This window comes from Maribacter sp. HS (genome assembly GCF_048059195.1).
GTDB lineage: Bacteria > Bacteroidota > Bacteroidia > Flavobacteriales > Flavobacteriaceae > Maribacter > Maribacter dokdonensis.
The window spans coordinates 480829-501878 of record NZ_JAYLVV010000002.1; the positions used below are offsets into that span (position 1 = coordinate 480829).

Sequence of the window (21050 nt, forward strand, 5' to 3'; positions counted from 1 at the left end):
CCTATGAAGTTTAGATATACCCTTATATTGATTATTTGTTGCATACTAGCAACTAGTTGTGCCGATCAACAGAACAATGATTTTAAAATTACCGGCAACCAAGTTGGCAAATTATCAAAAGAAAGCTTGGCAAGAGATATAGAGTTAATTTTTGAAAAAGACTCTGTAGTTCAAGATACCGTTAAACTAAATTTTGGCAATGGCGCCAGTAAAATCAAAATCTATGAAAAAGGTGGGGCTTTGCTATTAACCTTAACACCTAATAACGATAGTATAGCCACTATACAAAACGTACTTGTTAACGATGAAAGATTTGAAACCGACAAGGGCATCTCTAAAATGAGCACATTTAAAGAGATTCGTGAAAACTATTCCATAAAAAAGATTATTACTTCTCTTAACAATGTAGTGGTATTGTTAAAAGACAATGACCTTTATTTTACCATAGATAAAAAAGAGTTGCCCGAAAGCCTTAGGTATAATGCCAATAACAATATTGAGGAAGTACAAATACCTGATAACGCAAAAGTAAAATATATGATGATTGGCTGGGACTAACAGAAAACCCTACAAATAAACAGTGATTACCACATCAATACTTACTAATTTCAAAAAACTCATAGGTGCCCTTATTTCTTCAAAAACTTATTCCTAAACTATACGGCCTATACTTTAATATTCTTGTTTGGTTTGCTCCAAAGAAAACTGCCTACAAAGCTTTTACAGTATTTGCAACCGTACGAAAAGGCAGGGTCTTGCCAAATCAAAAACAATACTTGGACAATGCCAAATTAGAAGTCGTTACCACGGGTGATCACAAAATACAAGTTTATAACTGGCCTGGAAATAATGAAACAGTATTATTGGTACATGGTTGGGAAAGCAATACATGGCGATGGCATAAACTTATTGAAAAACTACAAAAGGAAAATTATAATATCATTGCATTTGATGCCCCTGCCCATGGATATTCTACAGGGAAAATACTTCATGCCCCTTTATACGCTGAATTTGTACAGGTCATGTTACAAAAATACAAGCCCACAGTTGCGATAGGGCATTCTATGGGAGGTATGACCATTTTGTACAATGAGTATCAAAATCCAAATTTAGTTTTAGAAAAAATGGTAACCATAGGTTCACCTTCTGAATTTCATGAAATACTAACGCATTACAAAAACCTTCTTGGTCTAAACAGTAAGGTCGTTAACGCTCTCAAAAAATTTGTACATAAAAAATTCAATTTTACAACAGATGAATTTTCAAGTGCCAAATTTGTTGAGAACAATACTAAAAAAGGATTGCTCTTTCATGATAGGTTCGATAAAATTGCACCTTACCATGCATCTGTTGATGTACATAAACATTGGAAAGGGAGTGAATTTATAAGCACTGAGGGATTTGGACACTCCATGCACCAAGATGAGGTCAACAACAAAATCATTTCCTTTTTAGCGGAGTAATTTCTTGTTGTATACAGCACGTTCACAGACCATTAATTATTTATTTTTAAAATAAAAAATGGCAAAATCAAATAACATACCGCAAATTAAAAACGTAGAGCAATATGAAGCATTGGTAGACAAGGGCTATAGCAAAGAAAAAGCAGCTAGAATCGCCAATACTGAAAATGCGGGAAAAAAAGGTGGTAAAGCATCTACTTATGAAGACAGAACAAAAGATGAGCTTTACGAACAATCGAAGAAAATTGGTATTGAAGGACGTTCTAAAATGAATAAAAAAGAGTTAATTTCAGCATTAAGAAACAACTGAATATGCAAAACGTTACACCTTTTCACATTGCCATTCCTGTACACAACTTAGCGGAATGTAGAACTTTTTACAGAGAAATATTGAATTGCGAAGAAGGCCGTAGTAGCGACCACTGGGTAGATTTTAATTTATTCGGACATCAATTGGTGATACACTACAAGCCTAAATCTGAAACCGAAACCGTACATCACAACCCTGTTGACGGTCATGATGTACCCGTACCGCATTACGGAGTTGTTTTACCTTGGGATACATTTCAAAGCTTTTCAGAAGAGCTAAAATCCAAAGGTGTACAATTCGTCATTGAGCCTTATGTGCGTTTTGCAGGTAAAACAGGAGAGCAAGCTACCATGTTTTTTTATGACCCAGCGGGTAATGCTTTGGAATTTAAAGCTTTTAAAGATATGGGACAGTTGTTTGCGAAGTGATTTAACAGCATAACAATATTTAGAAAGCCATCAACTATATATTATGTTGATGGCTTTCTAGATGTAGCGAATATCTTTTAAAAAAATAACTACTGCGACCAAGAAGTAGGCACTCTATCCCAACGATGCTTTAATAATTCTTTGTACAATTCGTTAGATAACAATTTACCATCACTTGTTGCTGTATTCGCCAAGACATTACGTTGTTTACGCATACCTGGTATGGTAGTACCAACATTATCGTTCATCAAAATAAAACGCAGTGCCATTTCGGCCATGGTCATACCTTCAGGAATTAGCGGTCTTAAGGCATCGGCATGCTCTACCGAAGAAATTAAATTCTCAGGCACGAAGTAGGTACCACGCCAATCCCCTTCAGGGAACGTAGTTTCCTTCGTCATAGTTCCTGTCAAAGTTCCTTCATCAAAAGGTACGCGTGCAATGGTTGCGATATCCAACGCTTTACAAAGTGGAAATAAATTATCTACTGGCGCTTGATCGAATATGTTATAAATGACCTGAACGGCATCTAACATTCCTGTTTTTAAGGCTTTTATTCCATTTTCCGGTTCCCAACGATTCATACTAATGCCCATTGCAGCAACTTTACCTGAGGTTTTTAAATCTTCAATAGCACGTTGCCATTCTTCTCTGTCGCTCCAACCGTCATCCCAGGTATGAAATTGCATAAGGTCTATTTGCTCCAACCCTAAATTCTTTAAAGTCTTATGGGTGTATTCCATAATATGCTCCGTAGGATAAGATTCCTCAAAAGCATATTCTGGCTTTGCTGGCCACTGAAAATTTTTAGGTGGAATTTTACTAGCCGTGTATAACTTCTTGGAAGGGTGTCTTTTTACCAACTCGCCCAACAGCTCCTCACTATGACCTTCCCCGTATCCCCAAGCGGTATCAAAGAAATTGACGCCCTTTTCAACTGCCAAATCCAACGATTTTGCAGATTGCGCGTCATCACTTGCCGTCCAACCGGCCATTCCCCACATTCCGTATCCCACTTCGCTTACTTGCCAATCTGTCCTTCCGAATCTTCTGTATTTCATATGATAAACTTAACCATTGAAAATAATAATTTAAAGGTTTCGTTATTATTAAAATCTAACTTTTCTTGTATGTTGAAATTAAGAGTTTTCTACAGAATAATATTTTCATTTTTATTTTGCACTTGGATTAGTTGCGATAATGACTCAACTGAAGGAATGATTGAACAAGAAATGATTAGTAAACCAGTTATTTCTATTTCGGAAGATCTTAGTTATATTGAGATAGAAACCAATTTCTTGATTAAAATTGAATCTGATTATAATGTACAAACTGAATTGTCTATCGATAATCAAGAATTAATTTCCAGTACTGAAAAATCTTTTGAATTTACAATTGATCCCTTTCTATATAATATTGGAAATCATATTTTAAAAATCAAATCCACAGATGCTCAAAACCAAGAAACATCATTCAATGTTAACATAGAAATAAAAAAACTTCTTTTTGAAGACCAGACATTCTACCAAAAAGAAAATCCACTTCAGGGTTTAAGATATATTTCTGTTCATGATCAATCTGGAATTCTAATTGATATAAAACAAATAGAAGGTATAAATGATGGTAAATTCTACGCCGACAATAATTTTATTAAAGAAGATTTAATAGTTACTAGATATGAACTTCCTACATTATTTAATGGGTTTTATCAATTGTTATCCTTTGTTGATGTAAAACCAGGTACTGTTGTCAATGCTGATCACAACTTTAATAGTCCATATTTTTTTCCAAAAACCGAATCTCTAAATTTCACCTCAGAAATAACCCCGGCACTAATTGCAAATAATTTCAATAGCACCATCGTAAGTCAAGATAACTCAGATTACGTTTTATTATATTCTTTGGCTCAGACTAAAAATTTCCTAATAACTACCTCTACTGATAACCTAGATACTTTAGACAATTTTAAATATTTCTTTATAGATGACATAAACAAAACCGAATATGTCTTAGGTGATTCCAAATCACTTACTAACATTGAAGAACTTGAAATACCAGTTTCGTCAAATTTCAGATTAAATTTATATGGTTTTATTGATAATAATGATTTCCAAAACAATAAATTCTACGAAGCATTTGTATCGCGAAATGCAAACAATAACATTATTGAAATACCACTTATTGATGAATTTGAAATTAATCAAGCTAGATTATCATATTCAGAAAATAATTCTGAAATTTTCATAAACCAAGACATATCCAATAAAATAATTGAGTCTCCTAATGCTAACATATTACAGGATGGTAATACCTTAAATACTTCTGGAGAATATGATTATTTAGGTCTAAATCTTATACTTACAACCTCTGATTTATCAAATACCGTAAGCTGGAGTATTATAACTTCTGAAAAAGATAATATTGACATACTTCATAAAACAATCGAAATACCCGAAATAATACATGAAACATTATTAAATGTAGGGATAAATATGAATGTCAATGAAACATCTGATCAAGGCAAATTCTTAACCTGCACCCTTTACAAGAATTACGACTATACTTTTAATCATAATCAATTAATTACTCAGCCAAATTATTCTTCAAATCGAGATGGATTTAGCTTTAAAAAGACACTAAGTTTCAACTAGGTCTACTTATACCTCCAACTTGTTAAATCGGCATCTTTTGGAGCACTTTTCTCAATACGCTCCATAATCTTTGGAACATACATACTATTGTAACGTAGGCGTGTTATGGCATTGGGTTGATCAGGATCACCGTTCCAGCAATGTTCATCACGGTCGCCGTATTTTACTTCGCCTTCATAATAAGGATCTGTTGTACTTTCAAGAAAATCCTCCATTAGGTAGACAGCATTATTTAAGTAGTAATTATCCATATCACCACAATAGATATGAATTTTACCTTTTAAGTTATCGCCCAGTTTATCCCAATCACGTTCAAGAATATGTCTTAAATCAAAATTCTCTTTCCAATACTCGGCAACCTCATGGTCTATATCTCCTGTCATTTTATCCCAAATTCTTTCAGGATAGCCATCTTTGCCCTGTGGGGAATAAGTTGCTTCCCAAATATCCCATTGTTGCCCTGATCTAGATTTATCTCCCAACACCAACTCTAAGTGATTTCCCTGTCTTAAGGTAGATTGAATTTGCCCTAAGTAATTTCTATGTGAGGGCACTTCTAATTTTTTATGAGCGCTTGGATAGTAATATGCATTTTCATCTTCATAAATATTGGTCAAGGTATACGCCCTAAAATCTATAGGATCGGGGCATGCCGCAAAACAACCATTGTATTCCTCCGGATATTTGACCTGTACCGCCAAAGCTTCCCAACCGCCGGTTGATCCGCCGTAAAGAAAACGAGACCACCCCTCTCCCATGCCCCTGAACTGTTTTTCAATTTCAGGAATAAGTTCATAGGTAATAGCATCTCCATAAGGACCTTGACTAGCAGAATTTACTGCATATGAATCATCATAATATGGAGTTGGGTGTTGAATTTCAATAATTAAAAAGCGAGGAAAATCGGGCTCGTTCCATCGTTTGTAAAAATCGTAGGCTTCTTGCTGTTGAATAATATTGTACCCTTCTAAACTAAAACGCTCAGAATACTCTGGCTTTAAATTAGGGTCTGGTGGTGTAGTTCTAAATCCGCCAAAATCCGAAGGAAAATGACCGTGAAAAACCATCAGTGGGTACTTGGCCTCCGGATGCTCGTTAAATCCCTTAGGCAACAATACATGAGCTCCTAAATAGATATCCCTCCCCCAGAACTCGGATAATTTTTCAGATTTCACCTTTATATGCTTGATCCACTCGGTATCTTTTGGTTCTTCAATGGGCGGAATCACCTGATCTAGTTCTACAGACACATTCTCAAACCCGTTGCTCGCAACCCTTATCTTAAAAGGCTTGCTATATAAATTACCTGGTGATTTATTCCATTGTTGTCCCTCGCCATTATCCATAGGCAACTTTACGGTATGGCCGGTAGAAAGGTTAAACGTTTCATATACATTAAGAAGTGCCTGCACATTATACTCCCCTGGCGGTACATCTTTTAAACTTTCATAAGGGTAACCAAACACAGATTCATCAAAGGTCAAAATAGAATCTTGAACCCAATTCTCTACATTCATACCGAAAATGAGTTGAGTATTAAGTCCGTCATTAATTTGAAATCGAGGTTCATCACTATCATCAGACGATAACATTAGCAATAAACGACCATCTATAGATTCTTGACCAATATCATTACTAAAAGATACTTGTATAGTATGAACAGGCTCTACAACCTTTTCACAACTTATAAAAAGACCTATTACCAATGCTACTGCTATTACTTGTTTTATCATGGCAAATAAATTTACATGCTTAAAGATAATTAATGAAACCACTCAAGTGAATATTCATAAACATTATTATGCCATATTTACCAAGATAATAATACCGGACAGTAAAAATTAGTGCGTAGGAAAAACAATGGTAAACAAAGCCCCTTTATTTAGCTCACTATTTACCGTGATCGTACCGCCTAGACTATTAATTTGATTATGTATTAAATAAAGACCTACGCCTTTGCCATCTTGTTCGGTATTAAAACGTTCATTTAAACCAAAAATCTTGCTGCCATTTTTAATCATATCAAAGCCTTGACCGTAATCTTTGAAATATAGAACTATCTTACCATCTACAAATTCCGTTTTAATTTCAATTCTTGGTACTTCACCAGGAATAGTATATTTAATAGCATTGGTAATCAAGTTCAAGAATATACTTTCCATATAAGAATTATCGAACAAAACACTTTTGCAAAGTGTAAAATCATAAGAAATTGAGGTTTTAGAATTCTTGATAATCGAACTTAATACGTTTTGGGTTTTGGCAAGTACATGATCAAAATAAATCTCCGTTAATGTGTTTAGCCCTTTACGTGCATTTTCAATTAATTTTAAATAATTCTCCAAAGACTCTTTCACCCCCTTGGCGGAAATCTCCATGTATCTCAAAATCTGTAGCGTATCATCATCTAGGACATTGTAATCGAGAACATCAAAAAGGGAAATTAAGTTATTTAATGGCGCCCTTAAATCATGTGAAGTAGTATAATTAAGCCTTACCAGATCATCATTGACCGTTTTCATTTTTGCAAATTCAAGAATTCTAGCATTCTTTAAATTCATTTCATGGGTAATGTCCTTGGCTATAGCATAAACAAGTTTTTCACTATCTACCGGTACTGCGCTCCAAGATAACCAGACCACACCGCCACTCTTGGTCACATACCTATTTTGAAAACTGATTAATTTTTTGTTTTCGTGCAAGCTAGCCCTTGTCTGTTGCGTTACCTCTTTATCCTCTTCAAAGACAAAATCATTAATTTTTCTGGACATTAATTCTTCTTTATCATACCCTAGTAGTTTGATAAATGCCGGATTTACATCTTCAAAGTATCCATCATAATTAGCTATACAAAGCATATCTATGGATGCATCAAAAAAATGGTTCAATTTCATATTCTAGAAGTGTAAAAAAGAAGCCTAAGCGATTGCTAATCACCTAAACCTCTGCTAAACATAGACAAATATCTGTCAGCCTAATACATACTTATGAAAATTTAACAACCTAACGGTCTCTTATGAATTAATTATTTGGGTTTGAAAACATACCATATTAAAGATAAGAACGTTTTAGTTAAACATTGGGTGTTAACATTAAACGTAGTTGTTATGAAAAAAGTAATTTACGCGATTATATTAAGTTGTTCTATAACCATCATGGCAAGCTGCGATTATGATGACAGCAACGATATTGATATTTTAACCCCAAATGACACTACAGAAACCGGAGCAGTGATTAAAAAACTACCTGCATAAAAAAAGCCCTGCGATTGTTCCGCAAGGCTGATTTCATCATTTTATTAGATACTAGTTTCTACTTCTATGTCTCTCACGAGCCAATAAAGTGTTTTTCAACAACATGGCAATCGTCATAGGACCAACCCCACCTGGTACAGGTGTAATATATGATGCTTTTTTACTAACGTTTTCAAAATCAACATCACCGGTTATATAGTATCCTTTTTCTTTTGTATCATCTGGCACTCTTGTAATACCTACGTCTATAACTACGGCATCATCTTTTACCATCTCCGCCTTTAAAAAATTAGGTACACCTAGAGCTGAAATTACAATATCCGCTTGAGAAATAATCTGGGTAATATTTTTGGTGTGACTATGAGTTAAGGTCACTGTAGAGTTACCGGGCCAACCTTTTCTACCCATTAAAATACTCATTGGCCTACCTACAATATGGCTACGACCAATAACTACGGTATGCTTACCTTTGGTATCAACTTTATAACGCTCCAATAATTCTAGAATACCAAATGGTGTTGCAGGTATGAACGTACTCATATCCAAAGCCATTTTACCGAAGTTGGTAGGGTGAAATCCGTCAACATCCTTATCTGGATCAACGGCCATAATTACCTTTTGGGTATCTATTTGTTCCGGCAAAGGCAATTGAACAATAAAACCATCGATATCATCATCAACGTTCAATTCCTTGATCTTGTTCAATAATTCTTGTTCAGAAGTGGTACTGGGCATTTGAATTAACGTAGATTCAAAACCAATACGCTCACAAGAACGCACTTTACTACCCACATAGGTTAAACTGGCACCGTCACTACCAACAATTATTGCCGCTAAATGTGGTACTTTTTCACCACGCTCTTTCATCTTGGCAACCTCAGCCTTGATTTCTTCCTTTATTTGATTGGATACTTTTTTACCATCCAATAATTCCATATCCGTCTCTTTTTTAGTTGTGTTGTTCGCTTATTATTTCATTCCTTTCATGGCGCCCATCATCTGCATCATCTTTTTACCGCCACCGCCTTGCATCATTTTCATCATCTTGCTCATTTGATCAAATTGCTTTAACAATTGATTGATCTCTTGAACTTCCCTACCGGAACCTTTTGCAATACGTTTTTTTCTACTGGCATTTAATTTAGATGGTGTAGAACGTTCATCTGGCGTCATTGAATATATAATCGCCTCAATATGTTTAAAGGCATCATCATCAATATCCAAACCTTTAAGGGCTTTACCTGCACCAGGTATCATCCCCATAAGGTCTTTCATATTACCCATTTTCTTGATTTGCTGAATTTGGCTCAGGAAATCATCGAAACCGAATTTATTCTTTGCAATTTTCTTTTGGATCTTTCGAGCCTCTTCTTCATCGAACTGTTCTTGAGCTCTTTCTACAAGTGATATTACATCACCCATACCCAAAATACGGTCTGCCATACGTGATGGATGAAAAACATCAATTGCTTCCATTTTCTCACCAGTACCAATAAATTTTATTGGTTTATCAACTACGGACTTAATGGATATAGCCGCACCACCACGGGTATCACCATCTAATTTTGTTAATATAACCCCATCAAAGTTCAAGATATCGTTGAAAGCTTTTGCCGTATTCACAGCATCTTGCCCTGTCATAGAATCTACAACGAACAATGTTTCTTGAGGTTCAATGGCTTTATGTATGTCAGATATCTCTGCCATCATTTTATCATCTACCGCCAAACGACCTGCGGTATCAATTATAACAACATTGTTACCATCTGCTTTTGCCTTTGCAATACCAGCTTTTGCGATAGCTACAGGATCGGTATTATCCCTGTCCGAATATACCGGAACCCCTATTTGCTCACCTACTACATGCAATTGATCTATTGCCGCCGGGCGATACACATCACAGGCCACCAATAATGGGTTCTTTGATTTTTTGGTCTTAAGAAAATTTGCAAGCTTTCCAGAAAACGTAGTTTTACCGGAACCCTGCAAACCGGACATCAATATTACCGACGGTTTACCCGATAAATTTATACCCTCTGACTCACCACCCATTAACTGGGTAAGTTCATCTTTAACAATTTTCACCATTAACTGACCTGGCTGTAAGGTCGTTAATACGTTTTGCCCCAATGCCTTCTCTTTTACCCTATTGGTAAATTCCTTGGCAATTTTAAAGTTTACATCGGCATCTAATAAGGCACGGCGTACTTCTTTGGTAGTCTCCGCAACATTTATTTCTGTAATTTGACCATGACCTTTTAGTACATGTAAAGCCTTATCTAGCTTATCGCTTAAATTATCGAACATTCTTTTCTTTTTTAAGGGGCTACAAATTTAATAATATCAATGCTAATTCGGTAGCAAGTACCACAAAATATACAAAACAAAAAGAGCACCCATACTAAAATGGATGCTCTTAACTTAGTTGTGGGGCAAAAAAGGAATTACATTTTCAAAAATTCCCGTAATAAAACCTCCATCAATACCGCCAACGAGGCCCAACTCTTTACTGTTGACGGTATATTTCTGGATGTTTTAATCTTACTCTCTTTCTAAGACCAGTTGATCATAAAAACCTGTCTCATTTTCATGCTTCAGCTCAATCCTAGTTTCCTCGATCTCAAGAATTTGATAATCATTTGACAATGACAAGTAATTACTGTCTGTTTCAAAAGAAATAATCATTTCTAGTTTACCGGTAAAGGCGTTTCTATACACAAACCAGTTTCCAGTACTTAAAACGTCTCCGTTTAAGTCTCTTACTTCTAAGGTACCATCATTCTCCATATATAACTTTACATCTGCATAAAGTGCTGTGGACTCATCGTTATTTTCTGCGAAGTAAGCTACCTCCCAAGCAGCATTATCAAAAATGTTCTTAATGAAAGTGATATCTTCTTCCACATCGTCATCCACCAAACATTTTTTAACGATGACCAATTCATAAAAAGTTTCTTCTACGTTGAACTTAATTATTCGGTCTTTTAAATCTGTTAACAACCATTCAAAACTCACGGCACCTTCATCACTCATAGTAATGGCAACCACAAAACGACCTTCTGCATTTGTAGTAATTTCCCAAGTACCCTCAGTAACGGTTGCATTGTTGGTCAACGTAATTACACCTTCCGCTTGAAATTCAAATTCACCACCTAGTAACCTATTGATATGATCTCCGTTATTTTTAACTCTTTTAATAACCCAAGAACAATCTCTTAAAGTCTCTCTAAGATCTTCAACCGTTATCTCCAGCAAGTCTTCCTCACAGAATTGTTTCATTATAATTCTGTTACCGGCATCATTATATAACTTAATTTGATCATCACCTAAGTCATATACCGTCCACTCTAAATTAAAGTCAGTATTAGACTCAAAATCTATGGTTAATTTAGCGCCATCATCGCCCACCGTACTGCTCCAAGTACCTTCTACCGTTGTAGCTCCTCTAAAACCGGTTACTACGGTACCATCTTCTTTAAAGTTTAATATATAATTTACATATTGAGGCGTCTGATCTACATCGTTTCGTATAAAATCTGTTACGAACCAAACACATTCAACAAGTTCTTCTTTAAACTCATCTTCATCAAAGTCATCGTCATTGTAATCATCATCGTCGTCTTCATCACAATCGTCTTTTGCATTTTCAATAGCAATAGCCAATTCTTGATTGCTTTCAACAACAATAGTTGTTTCATCATGTAACTTAAGTGTCACAGGAAAATCAAAACTTACCAAACTATCATCATCCAAATCTTTAAAGAACAAACGTAACTCACGATCACTAGATACTACTACGGTACTTGTTTGTTCTAAGTTGACATTAAAAGTGAACATGGTCATTGGATACACAAAATCTATACATTCTATATCATCATCGTCGCCACCTTCTTTACAGTCGGCCGCTAAATCACGTAGATCTTCTAAACCATTAATTGTGATCTCGGTAAAATCACCTGATGTTACCGTAATAGGAAAAATAATGTCCAATAGATTTTCATCATCGTCTATACTATCGAATATATCTTCTATTTGTTCTATATCTTCTTCAGAATCAATAGTCAATTGAATTCCGTTTACCTCAACAGCGTACGGAAAATTGATTTCAAAGCAACTGGTACCATCTACAATATTATCACCAGAACCATCATTAGAACTGGTACGTTGTATTAAATCTGCAGTGGAAGAACTTGCGGTTATTGCCTGTGGCTCTTCACCTGTATTGATTTCTTCAAATTCATCTTGACATGCAATAAAACTAAGCGCAATAGTTAGTAGGCTAACATACATTGCATAATTAAAAATCTTTTTCATAATGACTTGGTATTGTTTGTTATTATGTTTCTAAAACAACCGACTTAAAAAATACCCTACCTTCTTTTTTGTTTTTTTTCGGATATCTTTGATAAAAAGTTATTAATTGAACACTGAAAAACATTTGAACGTTTGCGAAGAGTTGGTATATAAGAGCGTTTTTAATGAAACGTCTAAAACCATCTTCAATTATATTTATTACAAATTTGGCAATGAAGAAAAAGCTCATGATGCCGTTCAAGAGGCATTTGTGAAACTTTGGGAAAATTGTGCTAAAGTTGCCCCAGAAAAAGCAAAATCTTACTTATATACTGTAGCCAATAACTTATACTTAAATGTTATTAAAGCTGAAAAAGTACGATTAAAGTACGCAGACCAAACCTTAAAGACTACTAATGAATCTCCGGAGTTCATCATGGAGGAGAATCAATTTAAGGAAAAATTGGACAACGCGTTGAACAGCTTACCAGACAATCAACGCACTACTTTTTTATTGAATAGAATAGACGGTAAAAAATATGCGGAAATTGCCGAAATGGAAAAAGTGAGCGTAAAGGCAATCGAAAAAAGAATGCACTTGGCTCTAAAAAGTTTAAGAGAGCAGATAGATGGGATATAGGTTAGGAGTTAGGAGTTAGTAGTTAGGAGTTAGTAGTTAGGAGTTAGTAGTTAGGAGTTAGGAGTTAGGAGTTAGGAGTTAGGAGTTAGGAGTTAGGAGTTAGGAGTTAGGAGTTAGGAGTTAGGATAAAAATAGTATTAAGTAAGGAGTACAAAGTATTAAGTGAAAATTTAAAATATTAGATAAAGTACTTCGTACTTATTACTTATTACTTATTACTTATTACTTGATACGTAACATAAAAGTAGGGTTTTCAAAAACTTAGTTGTTATACTAAAACAAAGCTAAAAATATGCAAGACAATTACTTAGCAAAATGGCTTAATGATGAACTGACCGATGCCGAGTTGGCAGAGTTCAAGAAATCTGAAGCATACGAAACATATAGAAAAATAAAGGAGTCCGCATCAAAATTAGAATCACCTGAATTTGATAAAGAAAAAGCATGGAATACTATTGAACAACGTAAAACTACAGAAACATCTAAAGTTTTTGTTTTAACTCCGTTCAAGACATTTCTACGTGTTGCTGCGGTCATTGCGGTATTATTGGCCGGGTCTTTCTTTTACCTTAGTACTTTGAACGAGTCTTTTACGACAACATATGCAGAAAACAAATTCATAACCCTACCAGATAATTCTGAGGTTATTTTGAATGCAGCCTCTGAACTATCTTTTAACGAAAAAAAATGGGACTCTAACAGAAACGTAGACCTTGATGGCGAAGCGTATTTTAAAGTTGCCAAGGGAGAAAAATTTACTGTTCATACCTCCCAAGGTCTGGTTACCGTTTTAGGCACCCAGTTCAATGTAGAAAATAGAAAAGATTATTTTGAAGTAACCTGTTTTGAGGGTTTGGTTAGCGTTACCATTAATGGTAATGAAACAAAATTACCTGCAGGCAATTCAATTTTGACTATTGCCGGCAATAGCAGAAAATCTAAAGCTACCGTAAATGGCGAACCTTCATGGTTGTCAAAGGAAAGTTCTTTTCAAAGTATACCGTTACATTATGTTTTAGATGAACTTCAAAGACAATATAACATTGAGATTAGCACAGAACATATTGATACCACTCAACTTTTTACGGGTACTTTTAGCAACAAAAATCTAGAACTTGCCCTGCAAAGTATAAGTGTTCCTTTACAAATTAAGTTTAACTTAGATGGGAACAAAGTGCTGTTCTATGCAGAAGAAGCACCTTAAAACTCTTTCTTATTTATTTTTTGTGCTGATATTCGGCTTAAATAGCTATGCACAGAATTCACCAAAAAAATTGGTGCAATTGCGCAATGTGCTTACTGAACTAGAAAAGACCTATGATGTAAAATTCTCTTTTGCCGACAGTGATGTTGATACCGTACAAATACCGCCACCTGATTCTAATTCACTTGAAGCCATCATAAAAGAAATTAACAATACAACTGGGATCACCATTAATAAACTTAATGATCGCTATTATACCTTAACCAAAGCCACCACTGTTTCTATATGCGGTTTTGTTTTCGATAATTTCGAAGAGAATACCATACCTGGTGCCACTATTGAAATTTATGGGACCAACTTATCTGGTATCACAAAAGAAAATGGCTCGTTCAGTTTTGATAATGTTCCTATTAATGCAATAATTCAGATCAAACATTTAGGTTACAAACCTACCTTCTTAAAAGCAAAAGAATTCATTAACCCTGCAGAATGCAACATTGTTGCCTTGCCGCTGAGTTACCAAGAGTTAGATGAAGTCATTGTGACACAATTTTTGACTACAGGTTTACAGAAGCTTGACAACTCCAGTATTGAACTTAATCCATCAAAATTTGGCATTCTACCAGGTGTTAGTGAACCAGATATTTTACAAACGGTACAGGCTTTACCAGGTATTAAAAGTGTTGATGAAACTGTTTCAGATATTAATATAAGAGGAGGTACCAATGACCAGAACCTTATTCTGTGGGACGGGATAAAAATGTATCAAACCGGACATTTCTTTGGCTTAATATCTGCATTCAACCCTTATGTTACAGAAAACGTAACTATAATAAAAAATGGAACCTCAGCCATATTTAGTGATGGCGTAAGTGGTACCTTAAGCATGAAATCTATGGGAAAATTACCTTTAAATTTCAATGGCGGAGCAGGTGTAAATTTAATCTCGGGTGATGTTTTTGGTGAAATTCCAATTAGTAAAAAATCAGCATTACAAGTTTCTGCCCGTAGATCATATACCGATTTCCTTAACACTCCAACCTACACTACCTTCTCAGAAAAAGCCTTTCAAGATTCAGAAGTAAATCAAGAGAGTGAATTTTATTTTTATGATTTCACCACCAAATTCATCTATGAAATAAACCCATACCACAAGGTGAGCACCAGTATGATTACTATGAGTAATAATCTAAACTATTTTGAATCGATTGAAAACAGCACTGCACCAAACCGCAGTAATCTAAATCAAGATAATTTTTCAATTGGTAGTGAATTACAAAGCGAATGGACAGGTAATCTTACATCACAATTAAGTGCCTATTACACTCAATATGATCTGGATGCCCTATCTATATCAAACAATGACGCACAACGACTGATCCAAAATAATTTAGTAAAAGAATCTAACATAAAACTTGTAACCAATTACCTATTAAGACAAAGTCTCAAATGGACAAACGGTTATGAATTTACCGAAACAGGAATTGAAAACACTACAAATGTTAATCAGCCTCCATTTGCAAGTAACATAAAAGGGGTTATCCGTAAACATGGTATATTCACTGAAATAAACTATAGTTCAAAAGATGAGAGACTCAACGGATTCATTGGTGGTCGTTTGAACTATATAGAAAACCTAGATACGTTTCAAGAATTCATTTTTGAACCTCGCATCAATATCAGTTATGAGCTACTACCATATTTTAAAACGGAAGTCTTAGGGGAATACAAAAGTCAGGTTACCAATCAGATTATAGATTTAGAACAAAATTTTTTAGGTATTGAAAAAAGAAGGTGGATACTATCTGATGGCGATGCGCTGCCCATTACAAGAAGTAAACAGGGGTCTATTGGTTTCAATTATGATATCAATAAATTATATGTGGGCATAGATGTTTTTTACAAGGAAGTAAATGGTATCAACGTATACACACAAGGTTTTCAAAATCAGAATCAATTTAATGGTGAAATTGGATCTTATACAGTTAAAGGAGCTGAATTTCTGATCAACACCAAGAATAACGATTATAGTGCTTGGCTTAGTTACACTTTCAACAAAAACGACTACACGTTCAATGTTTTAGATCCTGCAACATTTCCCAACAATTTAGATGTTAGACACGCTATTACACTTGCAGGAAACTACACCGTTGGTAATTTAAAAATAGGAATGGGCATTAATTACAAATCAGGAAAACCTTTTACCCGACCAGACGAAAACGACCCAATAGATGAAACTGTTTTCCCTACTGAAATAAATTATGAAGAACCAAATAGCAGTAGGCTATCAGAATACTTTAGGACAGATGCATCAGCAAATTATACCCTAAAATTTGATGATAAAATGAATATAATCTTTGGAGTATCCGTATTAAATTTCACCAATAGACGCAATACATTAAACACCTATTACAGACTACTAGACGATAATACCATTGAAACTATTGAGCGTATCTCATTAGGTATAACTCCCAATGCCAGCGTACGATTCAATTTTTAAAATTACATACGCTCAGGAACCTCTACGCCTAATAATTTGAATGCATCTTGTATAACTTGGGCAACCTTTTTAGATAATTGAACTCGTAATACTTTCTTAGCTTCATCTACCTCACCCAATATGGAAACCTGTTGATAGAAAGAATTAAATTCTTTTACCAGATCATAGGTAAAATTAGCAATCAATGCCGGACTAAAATTATCTGCAGCCAATTGAATGGTCTCTGGAAATAGTTGAAGCTGTTTGATCAATTCCTTTTCTTTTGAATGTAACTCAGAAACTTTGGCATCTTCAGAAATATTGACACCCATACTTTCTGCCTTTCTCAAAATAGATTGAATACGAGCATAGGTATACTGAATAAAAGGTCCTGTATTACCTTGAAAATCTACCGACTCTTCTGGGTCGAACAAGATTCTCTTTTTAGGATCTACTTTAAGAATATAGTACTTTAAAGCGCCCAAACCTATCATTTGGTAAAGCGTCTGCTTTTCTACTTCGTTATAGTCCTCTAACTTACCAAGTTCCTCAGAAATGTTAGCAGCGGTCTGGGTCATATCTGCCATAAGATCATCGGCATCTACAACGGTGCCTTCCCTACTCTTCATTTTCCCACTAGGCAAATCTACCATACCATAACTTAGGTGATGCAGTTTTTTTGACCAAGAAAAACCAAGTTTTTGCAGAATTAAAAACAAAACCTTAAAGTGATAATCTTGCTCATTACCAACAGTATACACCATACCATTAACATCTGGATGATCTTTAACACGTTGTATGGCGGTACCAATATCCTGGGTCATATAGACCGCAGTGCCATCTGAACGAAGAACAATTTTCTCATCCAATCCATCTTCGGTCAAATCGATCCAAACACTACCATCTTCTTTCTTAAAGAATATTCCTTTCTTTAATCCTTCCGCAACAACATCTTTACCTAAAAGGTAGGTATCACTTTCATAATATAGCGTATCAAAATCTACTCCTAAATTCTTATAGGTAACTTCAAAACCTTTATATACCCAACCGTTCATGGTTTTCCATAAGGTTACGGTTTCAGGATCACCAGCTTCCCATTTTAAAAGCATTTCTTGAGCTTCTAACAAAATAGGAGCTTCTTTTTCAGCAACCTTTTTATCAATTCCCTTAGCAACTAAATCCGCTATTTGTTCTTTATAAGCTTTATCAAAAGCCACATAGTAATTACCAACCAGCTTATCGCCTTTTAATCCGGTTGATACGGGTGTCTCCCCATTTCCGAACTTTTGCCAAGCCACCATACTTTTACAGATATGAATACCACGGTCATTGATAATTTGAGTTTTATATACTTTTTTACCCGATGCCTTTAAGATTTCCGCAACGGAATATCCTAATAAGTTATTTCTAATATGACCCAGGTGTAATGGCTTATTAGTGTTTGGTGAAGAGTACTCTACCATAACGGCATCATCCGAATCTTGCACATAACCATAATTGGGTATGGTTGAGATCGAGTTGAAAAAATTCAAGTAGAAAGAATCGTTTATAACAATATTCAAGAATCCTTTAATCACATTAAAGCCGGCAACCTCATCTATGTGTTCTTCTAAATATGCACCAATTTGCTCCCCAATTTGCACTGGGTTTCCTTTCACTACACGTAACATTGGAAAAACCACAATAGTAATATCTCCCTCAAAATCCTTACGGGTAGGTTGAAATTCCACATTTGGCAAATCCTTATCAAAAATAGATTTTACCGCTTCTTTTACTTTAACTGATAGTACCTCTTGAATATTCATCAAAACGTTTAATTAAGCCTGCAAAATTAATGATTTTTTATGCTTTAAGGGTAAACAGATGTGGCATTCATGCGGTATTTCGTTAACTTTAGTAAAACTGTACAAAAAATTGCATGCTGTTAAACGTATCATACAATAATAAAGCCGTCACTAAAAAAATTGAGGAAGAAGTAGGCAAGCCTTTTACCTTAAAAGAAAGATGGGCCATGAACGGCATTGGGTCACCAAAACTGATCATTACAGAGACAAGCATTGAAATTAGAAATCTTCTCATATTAGACAGCAATAGGGATGTTTGTAATATAGAGATGAGGCCAAATGGAATTATTATAGGGTTTAGATCACTTTTAGAAACATATGCATTGATCATACCTTACTATAAACTATCTATATACAAAGGGCAAGCTTCGGTTTACTCCATTTACCGCGATCAATATTTTATAAAAGTGGCCTCTGACACCAAGGCGGTACAGAAATTCTTTAAAAAAATCATGGACTACAAAGCGGATAACGCGCCTACATCAATTGAAGATTTGTAATATGTCATCAAATTTACCCAAACTAAAAATAAAACTAACCAAATACCAACAAAGGCTAATTACTTTAGGATGGCTTATTATAGCTATGAACTTTATTATCGTGGGCATATCCTATACCAATTTACCTGATATAATTCCCGCTCATTTTAATTATAAAGGAGAGGTGGACGGATTTGGTACCAAAAGTACTATTTGGACATTTCCAATCTTAAGTTCAATAATTTATTTTATTTTTTATCTGGTAATTAAAAATATAAATCTATGGAATATGAACTACCCTATAAAAGTAACGGATGAAAATGCTCCAGAAATTTATAAAACATCTTTAAAAATGTTGGTCTACATTAACGTATTGATAGCAATTATAGCTACCCCAATAATCATAGAGATCATTTTACAAGCACATGACATTAACTTAGGTTTTAAATTCTCAAGTTTATCCATAGTTACGGTAATCAGTATAACTATAATACCATTTTTTTACATATTTAAAATGTATAAAACTCCTAAGAAATGAAAATACTGCTCACAGGTGCCAATGGTTATATAGGCATGCGCTTACTACCGCAGCTCTTAGAAATGGAATATGAAATTGTTTGTGCGGTTCGTGATGAAAGCAGACTATCTGTAGACAAAGAAATTAGAAGTAATATTCAAATCATAGAGATTGATTTTTTAGAAGAACCTAAAGAAAATATTGTACCAAAGGATATAGACGCCGCGTACTTCCTTATACACTCCATGAGCTCATCTACCCAAGATTTTGATGACATGGAAGCAAAAACCGCAATTAACTTCAATAAGTATGTAAACAACACAAATATTAAGCAAGTTATTTATTTAAGCGGTATTGTCAATGATGAAAAACTCTCAAAACATTTACAATCACGCAAAAATGTGGAGGACATTCTGTATCAAGGAAAATATAATTTAACGGTTTTAAGGGCAGGTATCATTGTAGGATCAGGAAGTTCTTCTTTCGAAATTATACGTGACCTATGTGAAAAACTGCCCGTTATGATAACGCCAAAATGGGTGTTGACAAAAACGCAACCCATTGCCATAAGAGATGTTATAGCCTTTTTAACCGGCGTACTAGGACACGAAAAAACCTATAACGACTCATTTGATATAGCGGGTCCAAATGTACTTACCTATAAAGATATGTTGCATAAATATGCCGAAGTACGAGGATTCAAAAACTGGATTTGGACAGTACCTGTGATGACTCCAAAATTGTCATCATATTGGCTCTATTTTGTAACCTCAACTTCATACAAATTAGCGTTAAACCTAGTAGATAGCATGAAAATTGAAGTCATAGCAAAAGACACTAGATTGCAAGAAATACTTGGTATTGAACCACATACCTACAAAGAGGCCATTGACCTTGCCTTTAAAAAGATCGAACAAAATTTAGTGATCAGCAGTTGGAAAGACAGTATGATCAGTGGTCGTTTTTTAGAAAACCTTGAAAAACATATTCAAGTTCCAAAATATGGCGTACTCAAAGATTACAAACAGATTAAGGTAAAAAATTCAGAAGAAGTCTTGGAACGTATTTGGAGAATTGGTGGCGAAACCGGTTGGTATTACGGAAATTGGCTATGGAAAATCAGGGGTTTTTTAGATAAGCTTTGGGGCGGCGTAGGATTACGAAGAGGAAGAACACACCCAGACAAAATATTCGCTGGAGACGCATTGGATTTCTGGAGAGTTCTATTGGCCGATAAAAACGCAAAAAGACTTCTATTGTTTGCAGAAATGAAGCTGCCCGGAGAGGCTTGGCTAGAGTTTAAAATTGACGAGAACAACATATTGCACCAAACCGCAACCTTTAGACCTAGAGGATTACGAGGCAGGTTATACTGGTACAGCATTGTGCCCTTTCATTATTTTATTTTTGGCGGCATGATCAGTAATATTGCTAAAACGGACCACAACTAAATTCCACATGCTAAAGCGTTATTTTTTTATTTTTTAA

General features: G+C 34.9%; 19 protein-coding genes. 12 read left to right on the forward strand and 7 right to left on the reverse strand.

Annotation, left to right across the window (positions count from 1 at the left end; translation table 11 throughout):
- The first annotated feature begins 3 nt into the window (after nt 1-3).
- From VBZ51_RS02205 to VBZ51_RS02220, 4 genes are all read left to right on the forward strand, one after another.
- Nucleotides 4-558, forward strand: a complete 555-nt coding sequence (locus tag VBZ51_RS02205; RefSeq protein WP_058103787.1) for a hypothetical protein — start codon at nt 4-6, stop codon at nt 556-558.
- 65 nt (nt 559-623) lie between these two features.
- Nucleotides 624-1463, forward strand: coding sequence for an alpha/beta fold hydrolase (locus VBZ51_RS02210; RefSeq protein WP_416575936.1), 840 nt, complete (start codon nt 624-626; stop codon nt 1461-1463).
- Nucleotides 1464-1521: 58 nt separating this feature from the next.
- The gene (locus tag VBZ51_RS02215) at nt 1522-1773 is read left to right on the forward strand and encodes a Rho termination factor N-terminal domain-containing protein (RefSeq protein WP_416575937.1); all 252 of its coding nucleotides are present in this window, start codon (nt 1522-1524) and stop codon (nt 1771-1773) included.
- A gap of 2 nt (nt 1774-1775) precedes the next feature.
- The gene (locus VBZ51_RS02220) at nt 1776-2201 is read left to right on the forward strand and encodes a VOC family protein (protein ID WP_058103790.1); all 426 of its coding nucleotides are present in this window, start codon (nt 1776-1778) and stop codon (nt 2199-2201) included.
- Between the two features lie 89 nt (nt 2202-2290).
- Here the strand turns inward: VBZ51_RS02220 and VBZ51_RS02225 are convergent, their stop codons facing one another.
- Nucleotides 2291-3262 (reverse strand): aldo/keto reductase, encoded by a 972-nt coding sequence (locus tag VBZ51_RS02225; RefSeq protein ID WP_416575938.1) that lies wholly within the window; start codon nt 3260-3262, stop codon nt 2291-2293.
- A 69-nt stretch (nt 3263-3331) separates the two neighbouring features.
- Here VBZ51_RS02225 and VBZ51_RS02230 point away from each other — a divergent pair, with 69 nt between their 5' ends.
- Complete coding sequence (locus VBZ51_RS02230; protein WP_416575939.1) at nt 3332-4852, forward strand: hypothetical protein; 1521 nt, start codon at nt 3332-3334, stop codon at nt 4850-4852.
- 2 nt (nt 4853-4854) lie between these two features.
- Here the strand turns inward: VBZ51_RS02230 and VBZ51_RS02235 are convergent, their stop codons facing one another.
- Nucleotides 4855-6585, reverse strand: a complete 1731-nt coding sequence (locus VBZ51_RS02235; RefSeq protein WP_416575940.1) for an alpha/beta hydrolase-fold protein — start codon at nt 6583-6585, stop codon at nt 4855-4857.
- Nucleotides 6586-6693: 108 nt separating this feature from the next.
- Nucleotides 6694-7746 (reverse strand): sensor histidine kinase, encoded by a 1053-nt coding sequence (locus VBZ51_RS02240; RefSeq protein ID WP_416575941.1) that lies wholly within the window; start codon nt 7744-7746, stop codon nt 6694-6696.
- A 213-nt stretch (nt 7747-7959) separates the two neighbouring features.
- Between VBZ51_RS02240 and VBZ51_RS02245 the strand changes: the two genes are divergently transcribed.
- Nucleotides 7960-8106 (forward strand): hypothetical protein, encoded by a 147-nt coding sequence (locus VBZ51_RS02245; RefSeq protein WP_156894565.1) that lies wholly within the window; start codon nt 7960-7962, stop codon nt 8104-8106.
- Between the two features lie 51 nt (nt 8107-8157).
- On the opposite strand, the gene VBZ51_RS02250 is transcribed toward VBZ51_RS02245, so the two are convergent.
- The 3 genes from VBZ51_RS02250 to VBZ51_RS02260 form a co-directional block, all read right to left on the reverse strand.
- On the reverse strand, nt 8158-9042 hold the full coding sequence (locus tag VBZ51_RS02250) for a bifunctional 5,10-methylenetetrahydrofolate dehydrogenase/5,10-methenyltetrahydrofolate cyclohydrolase (RefSeq protein ID WP_058103795.1): 885 nt from the start codon (nt 9040-9042) through the stop codon (nt 8158-8160).
- A 33-nt stretch (nt 9043-9075) separates the two neighbouring features.
- Complete coding sequence (ffh, locus tag VBZ51_RS02255) at nt 9076-10413, reverse strand: signal recognition particle protein (RefSeq protein WP_058103796.1); 1338 nt, start codon at nt 10411-10413, stop codon at nt 9076-9078.
- 234 nt (nt 10414-10647) lie between these two features.
- Nucleotides 10648-12420, reverse strand: a complete 1773-nt coding sequence (locus VBZ51_RS02260; RefSeq protein WP_416575942.1) for a hypothetical protein — start codon at nt 12418-12420, stop codon at nt 10648-10650.
- A 106-nt stretch (nt 12421-12526) separates the two neighbouring features.
- On the opposite strand from VBZ51_RS02260, the gene VBZ51_RS02265 reads away from it, so the two are divergent.
- From VBZ51_RS02265 to VBZ51_RS02275, 3 genes are all read left to right on the forward strand, one after another.
- A complete protein-coding gene (locus tag VBZ51_RS02265) occupies nt 12527-13039 on the forward strand; it encodes an RNA polymerase sigma factor (protein WP_058104315.1) in 513 nt (170 codons plus the stop codon).
- 292 nt (nt 13040-13331) lie between these two features.
- A complete protein-coding gene (locus VBZ51_RS02270) occupies nt 13332-14243 on the forward strand; it encodes a FecR family protein (protein ID WP_416575943.1) in 912 nt (303 codons plus the stop codon).
- Entirely contained in the window at nt 14224-16743 is a 2520-nt protein-coding gene (locus tag VBZ51_RS02275) for a TonB-dependent receptor (RefSeq protein WP_416575944.1), read from the forward strand. The genes VBZ51_RS02270 and VBZ51_RS02275 overlap by 20 nt, the downstream gene beginning before the upstream one ends.
- Nucleotides 16744-16745: 2 nt before the next feature.
- Here the strand turns inward: VBZ51_RS02275 and argS are convergent, their stop codons facing one another.
- Nucleotides 16746-18527 (reverse strand): arginine--tRNA ligase, encoded by a 1782-nt coding sequence (gene argS, locus VBZ51_RS02280; protein ID WP_416575945.1) that lies wholly within the window; start codon nt 18525-18527, stop codon nt 16746-16748.
- Nucleotides 18528-18640: 113 nt separating this feature from the next.
- Here argS and VBZ51_RS02285 point away from each other — a divergent pair, with 113 nt between their 5' ends.
- Genes VBZ51_RS02285 through VBZ51_RS02295 form a run of 3 tightly spaced genes read left to right on the forward strand, consistent with a single transcriptional unit; the run spans nt 18641 to nt 21013 of the window.
- Nucleotides 18641-19066 (forward strand): hypothetical protein, encoded by a 426-nt coding sequence (locus tag VBZ51_RS02285; protein WP_091606583.1) that lies wholly within the window; start codon nt 18641-18643, stop codon nt 19064-19066.
- 1 nt (nt 19067) lies between these two features.
- A complete protein-coding gene (locus VBZ51_RS02290; protein ID WP_305521620.1) occupies nt 19068-19583 on the forward strand; it encodes a DUF1648 domain-containing protein in 516 nt (171 codons plus the stop codon).
- Nucleotides 19580-21013, forward strand: coding sequence for an SDR family oxidoreductase (locus tag VBZ51_RS02295; protein WP_416575946.1), 1434 nt, complete (start codon nt 19580-19582; stop codon nt 21011-21013). Before VBZ51_RS02290 ends, VBZ51_RS02295 begins: the two co-directional genes overlap by 4 nt.
- Nucleotides 21014-21050 lie beyond the last annotated feature (37 nt).

Coding starts and splice junctions, on each gene's coding strand:
- VBZ51_RS02235 (WP_416575940.1), bottom strand. CDS start 6,585: ATGATAAAACAAGTAATAGCAGTAGCATTGGTAATAGGTCTTTTTATA.
- ffh (WP_058103796.1), bottom strand. CDS start 10,413: ATGTTCGATAATTTAAGCGATAAGCTAGATAAGGCTTTACATGTACTA.
- argS (WP_416575945.1), bottom strand. CDS start 18,527: ATGAATATTCAAGAGGTACTATCAGTTAAAGTAAAAGAAGCGGTAAAA.
- VBZ51_RS02240 (WP_416575941.1), bottom strand. CDS start 7,746: ATGAAATTGAACCATTTTTTTGATGCATCCATAGATATGCTTTGTATA.
- VBZ51_RS02245 (WP_156894565.1), top strand. CDS start 7,960: ATGAAAAAAGTAATTTACGCGATTATATTAAGTTGTTCTATAACCATC.
- VBZ51_RS02260 (WP_416575942.1), bottom strand. CDS start 12,420: ATGAAAAAGATTTTTAATTATGCAATGTATGTTAGCCTACTAACTATT.
- VBZ51_RS02225 (WP_416575938.1), bottom strand. CDS start 3,262: ATGAAATACAGAAGATTCGGAAGGACAGATTGGCAAGTAAGCGAAGTG.
- VBZ51_RS02215 (WP_416575937.1), top strand. CDS start 1,522: ATGGCAAAATCAAATAACATACCGCAAATTAAAAACGTAGAGCAATAT.
- VBZ51_RS02285 (WP_091606583.1), top strand. CDS start 18,641: ATGCTGTTAAACGTATCATACAATAATAAAGCCGTCACTAAAAAAATT.
- VBZ51_RS02295 (WP_416575946.1), top strand. CDS start 19,580: ATGAAAATACTGCTCACAGGTGCCAATGGTTATATAGGCATGCGCTTA.
- VBZ51_RS02205 (WP_058103787.1), top strand. CDS start 4: ATGAAGTTTAGATATACCCTTATATTGATTATTTGTTGCATACTAGCA.
- VBZ51_RS02270 (WP_416575943.1), top strand. CDS start 13,332: ATGCAAGACAATTACTTAGCAAAATGGCTTAATGATGAACTGACCGAT.
- VBZ51_RS02220 (WP_058103790.1), top strand. CDS start 1,776: ATGCAAAACGTTACACCTTTTCACATTGCCATTCCTGTACACAACTTA.
- VBZ51_RS02290 (WP_305521620.1), top strand. CDS start 19,068: ATGTCATCAAATTTACCCAAACTAAAAATAAAACTAACCAAATACCAA.
- VBZ51_RS02250 (WP_058103795.1), bottom strand. CDS start 9,042: ATGGAATTATTGGATGGTAAAAAAGTATCCAATCAAATAAAGGAAGAA.
- VBZ51_RS02275 (WP_416575944.1), top strand. CDS start 14,224: ATGCAGAAGAAGCACCTTAAAACTCTTTCTTATTTATTTTTTGTGCTG.
- VBZ51_RS02230 (WP_416575939.1), top strand. CDS start 3,332: ATGTTGAAATTAAGAGTTTTCTACAGAATAATATTTTCATTTTTATTT.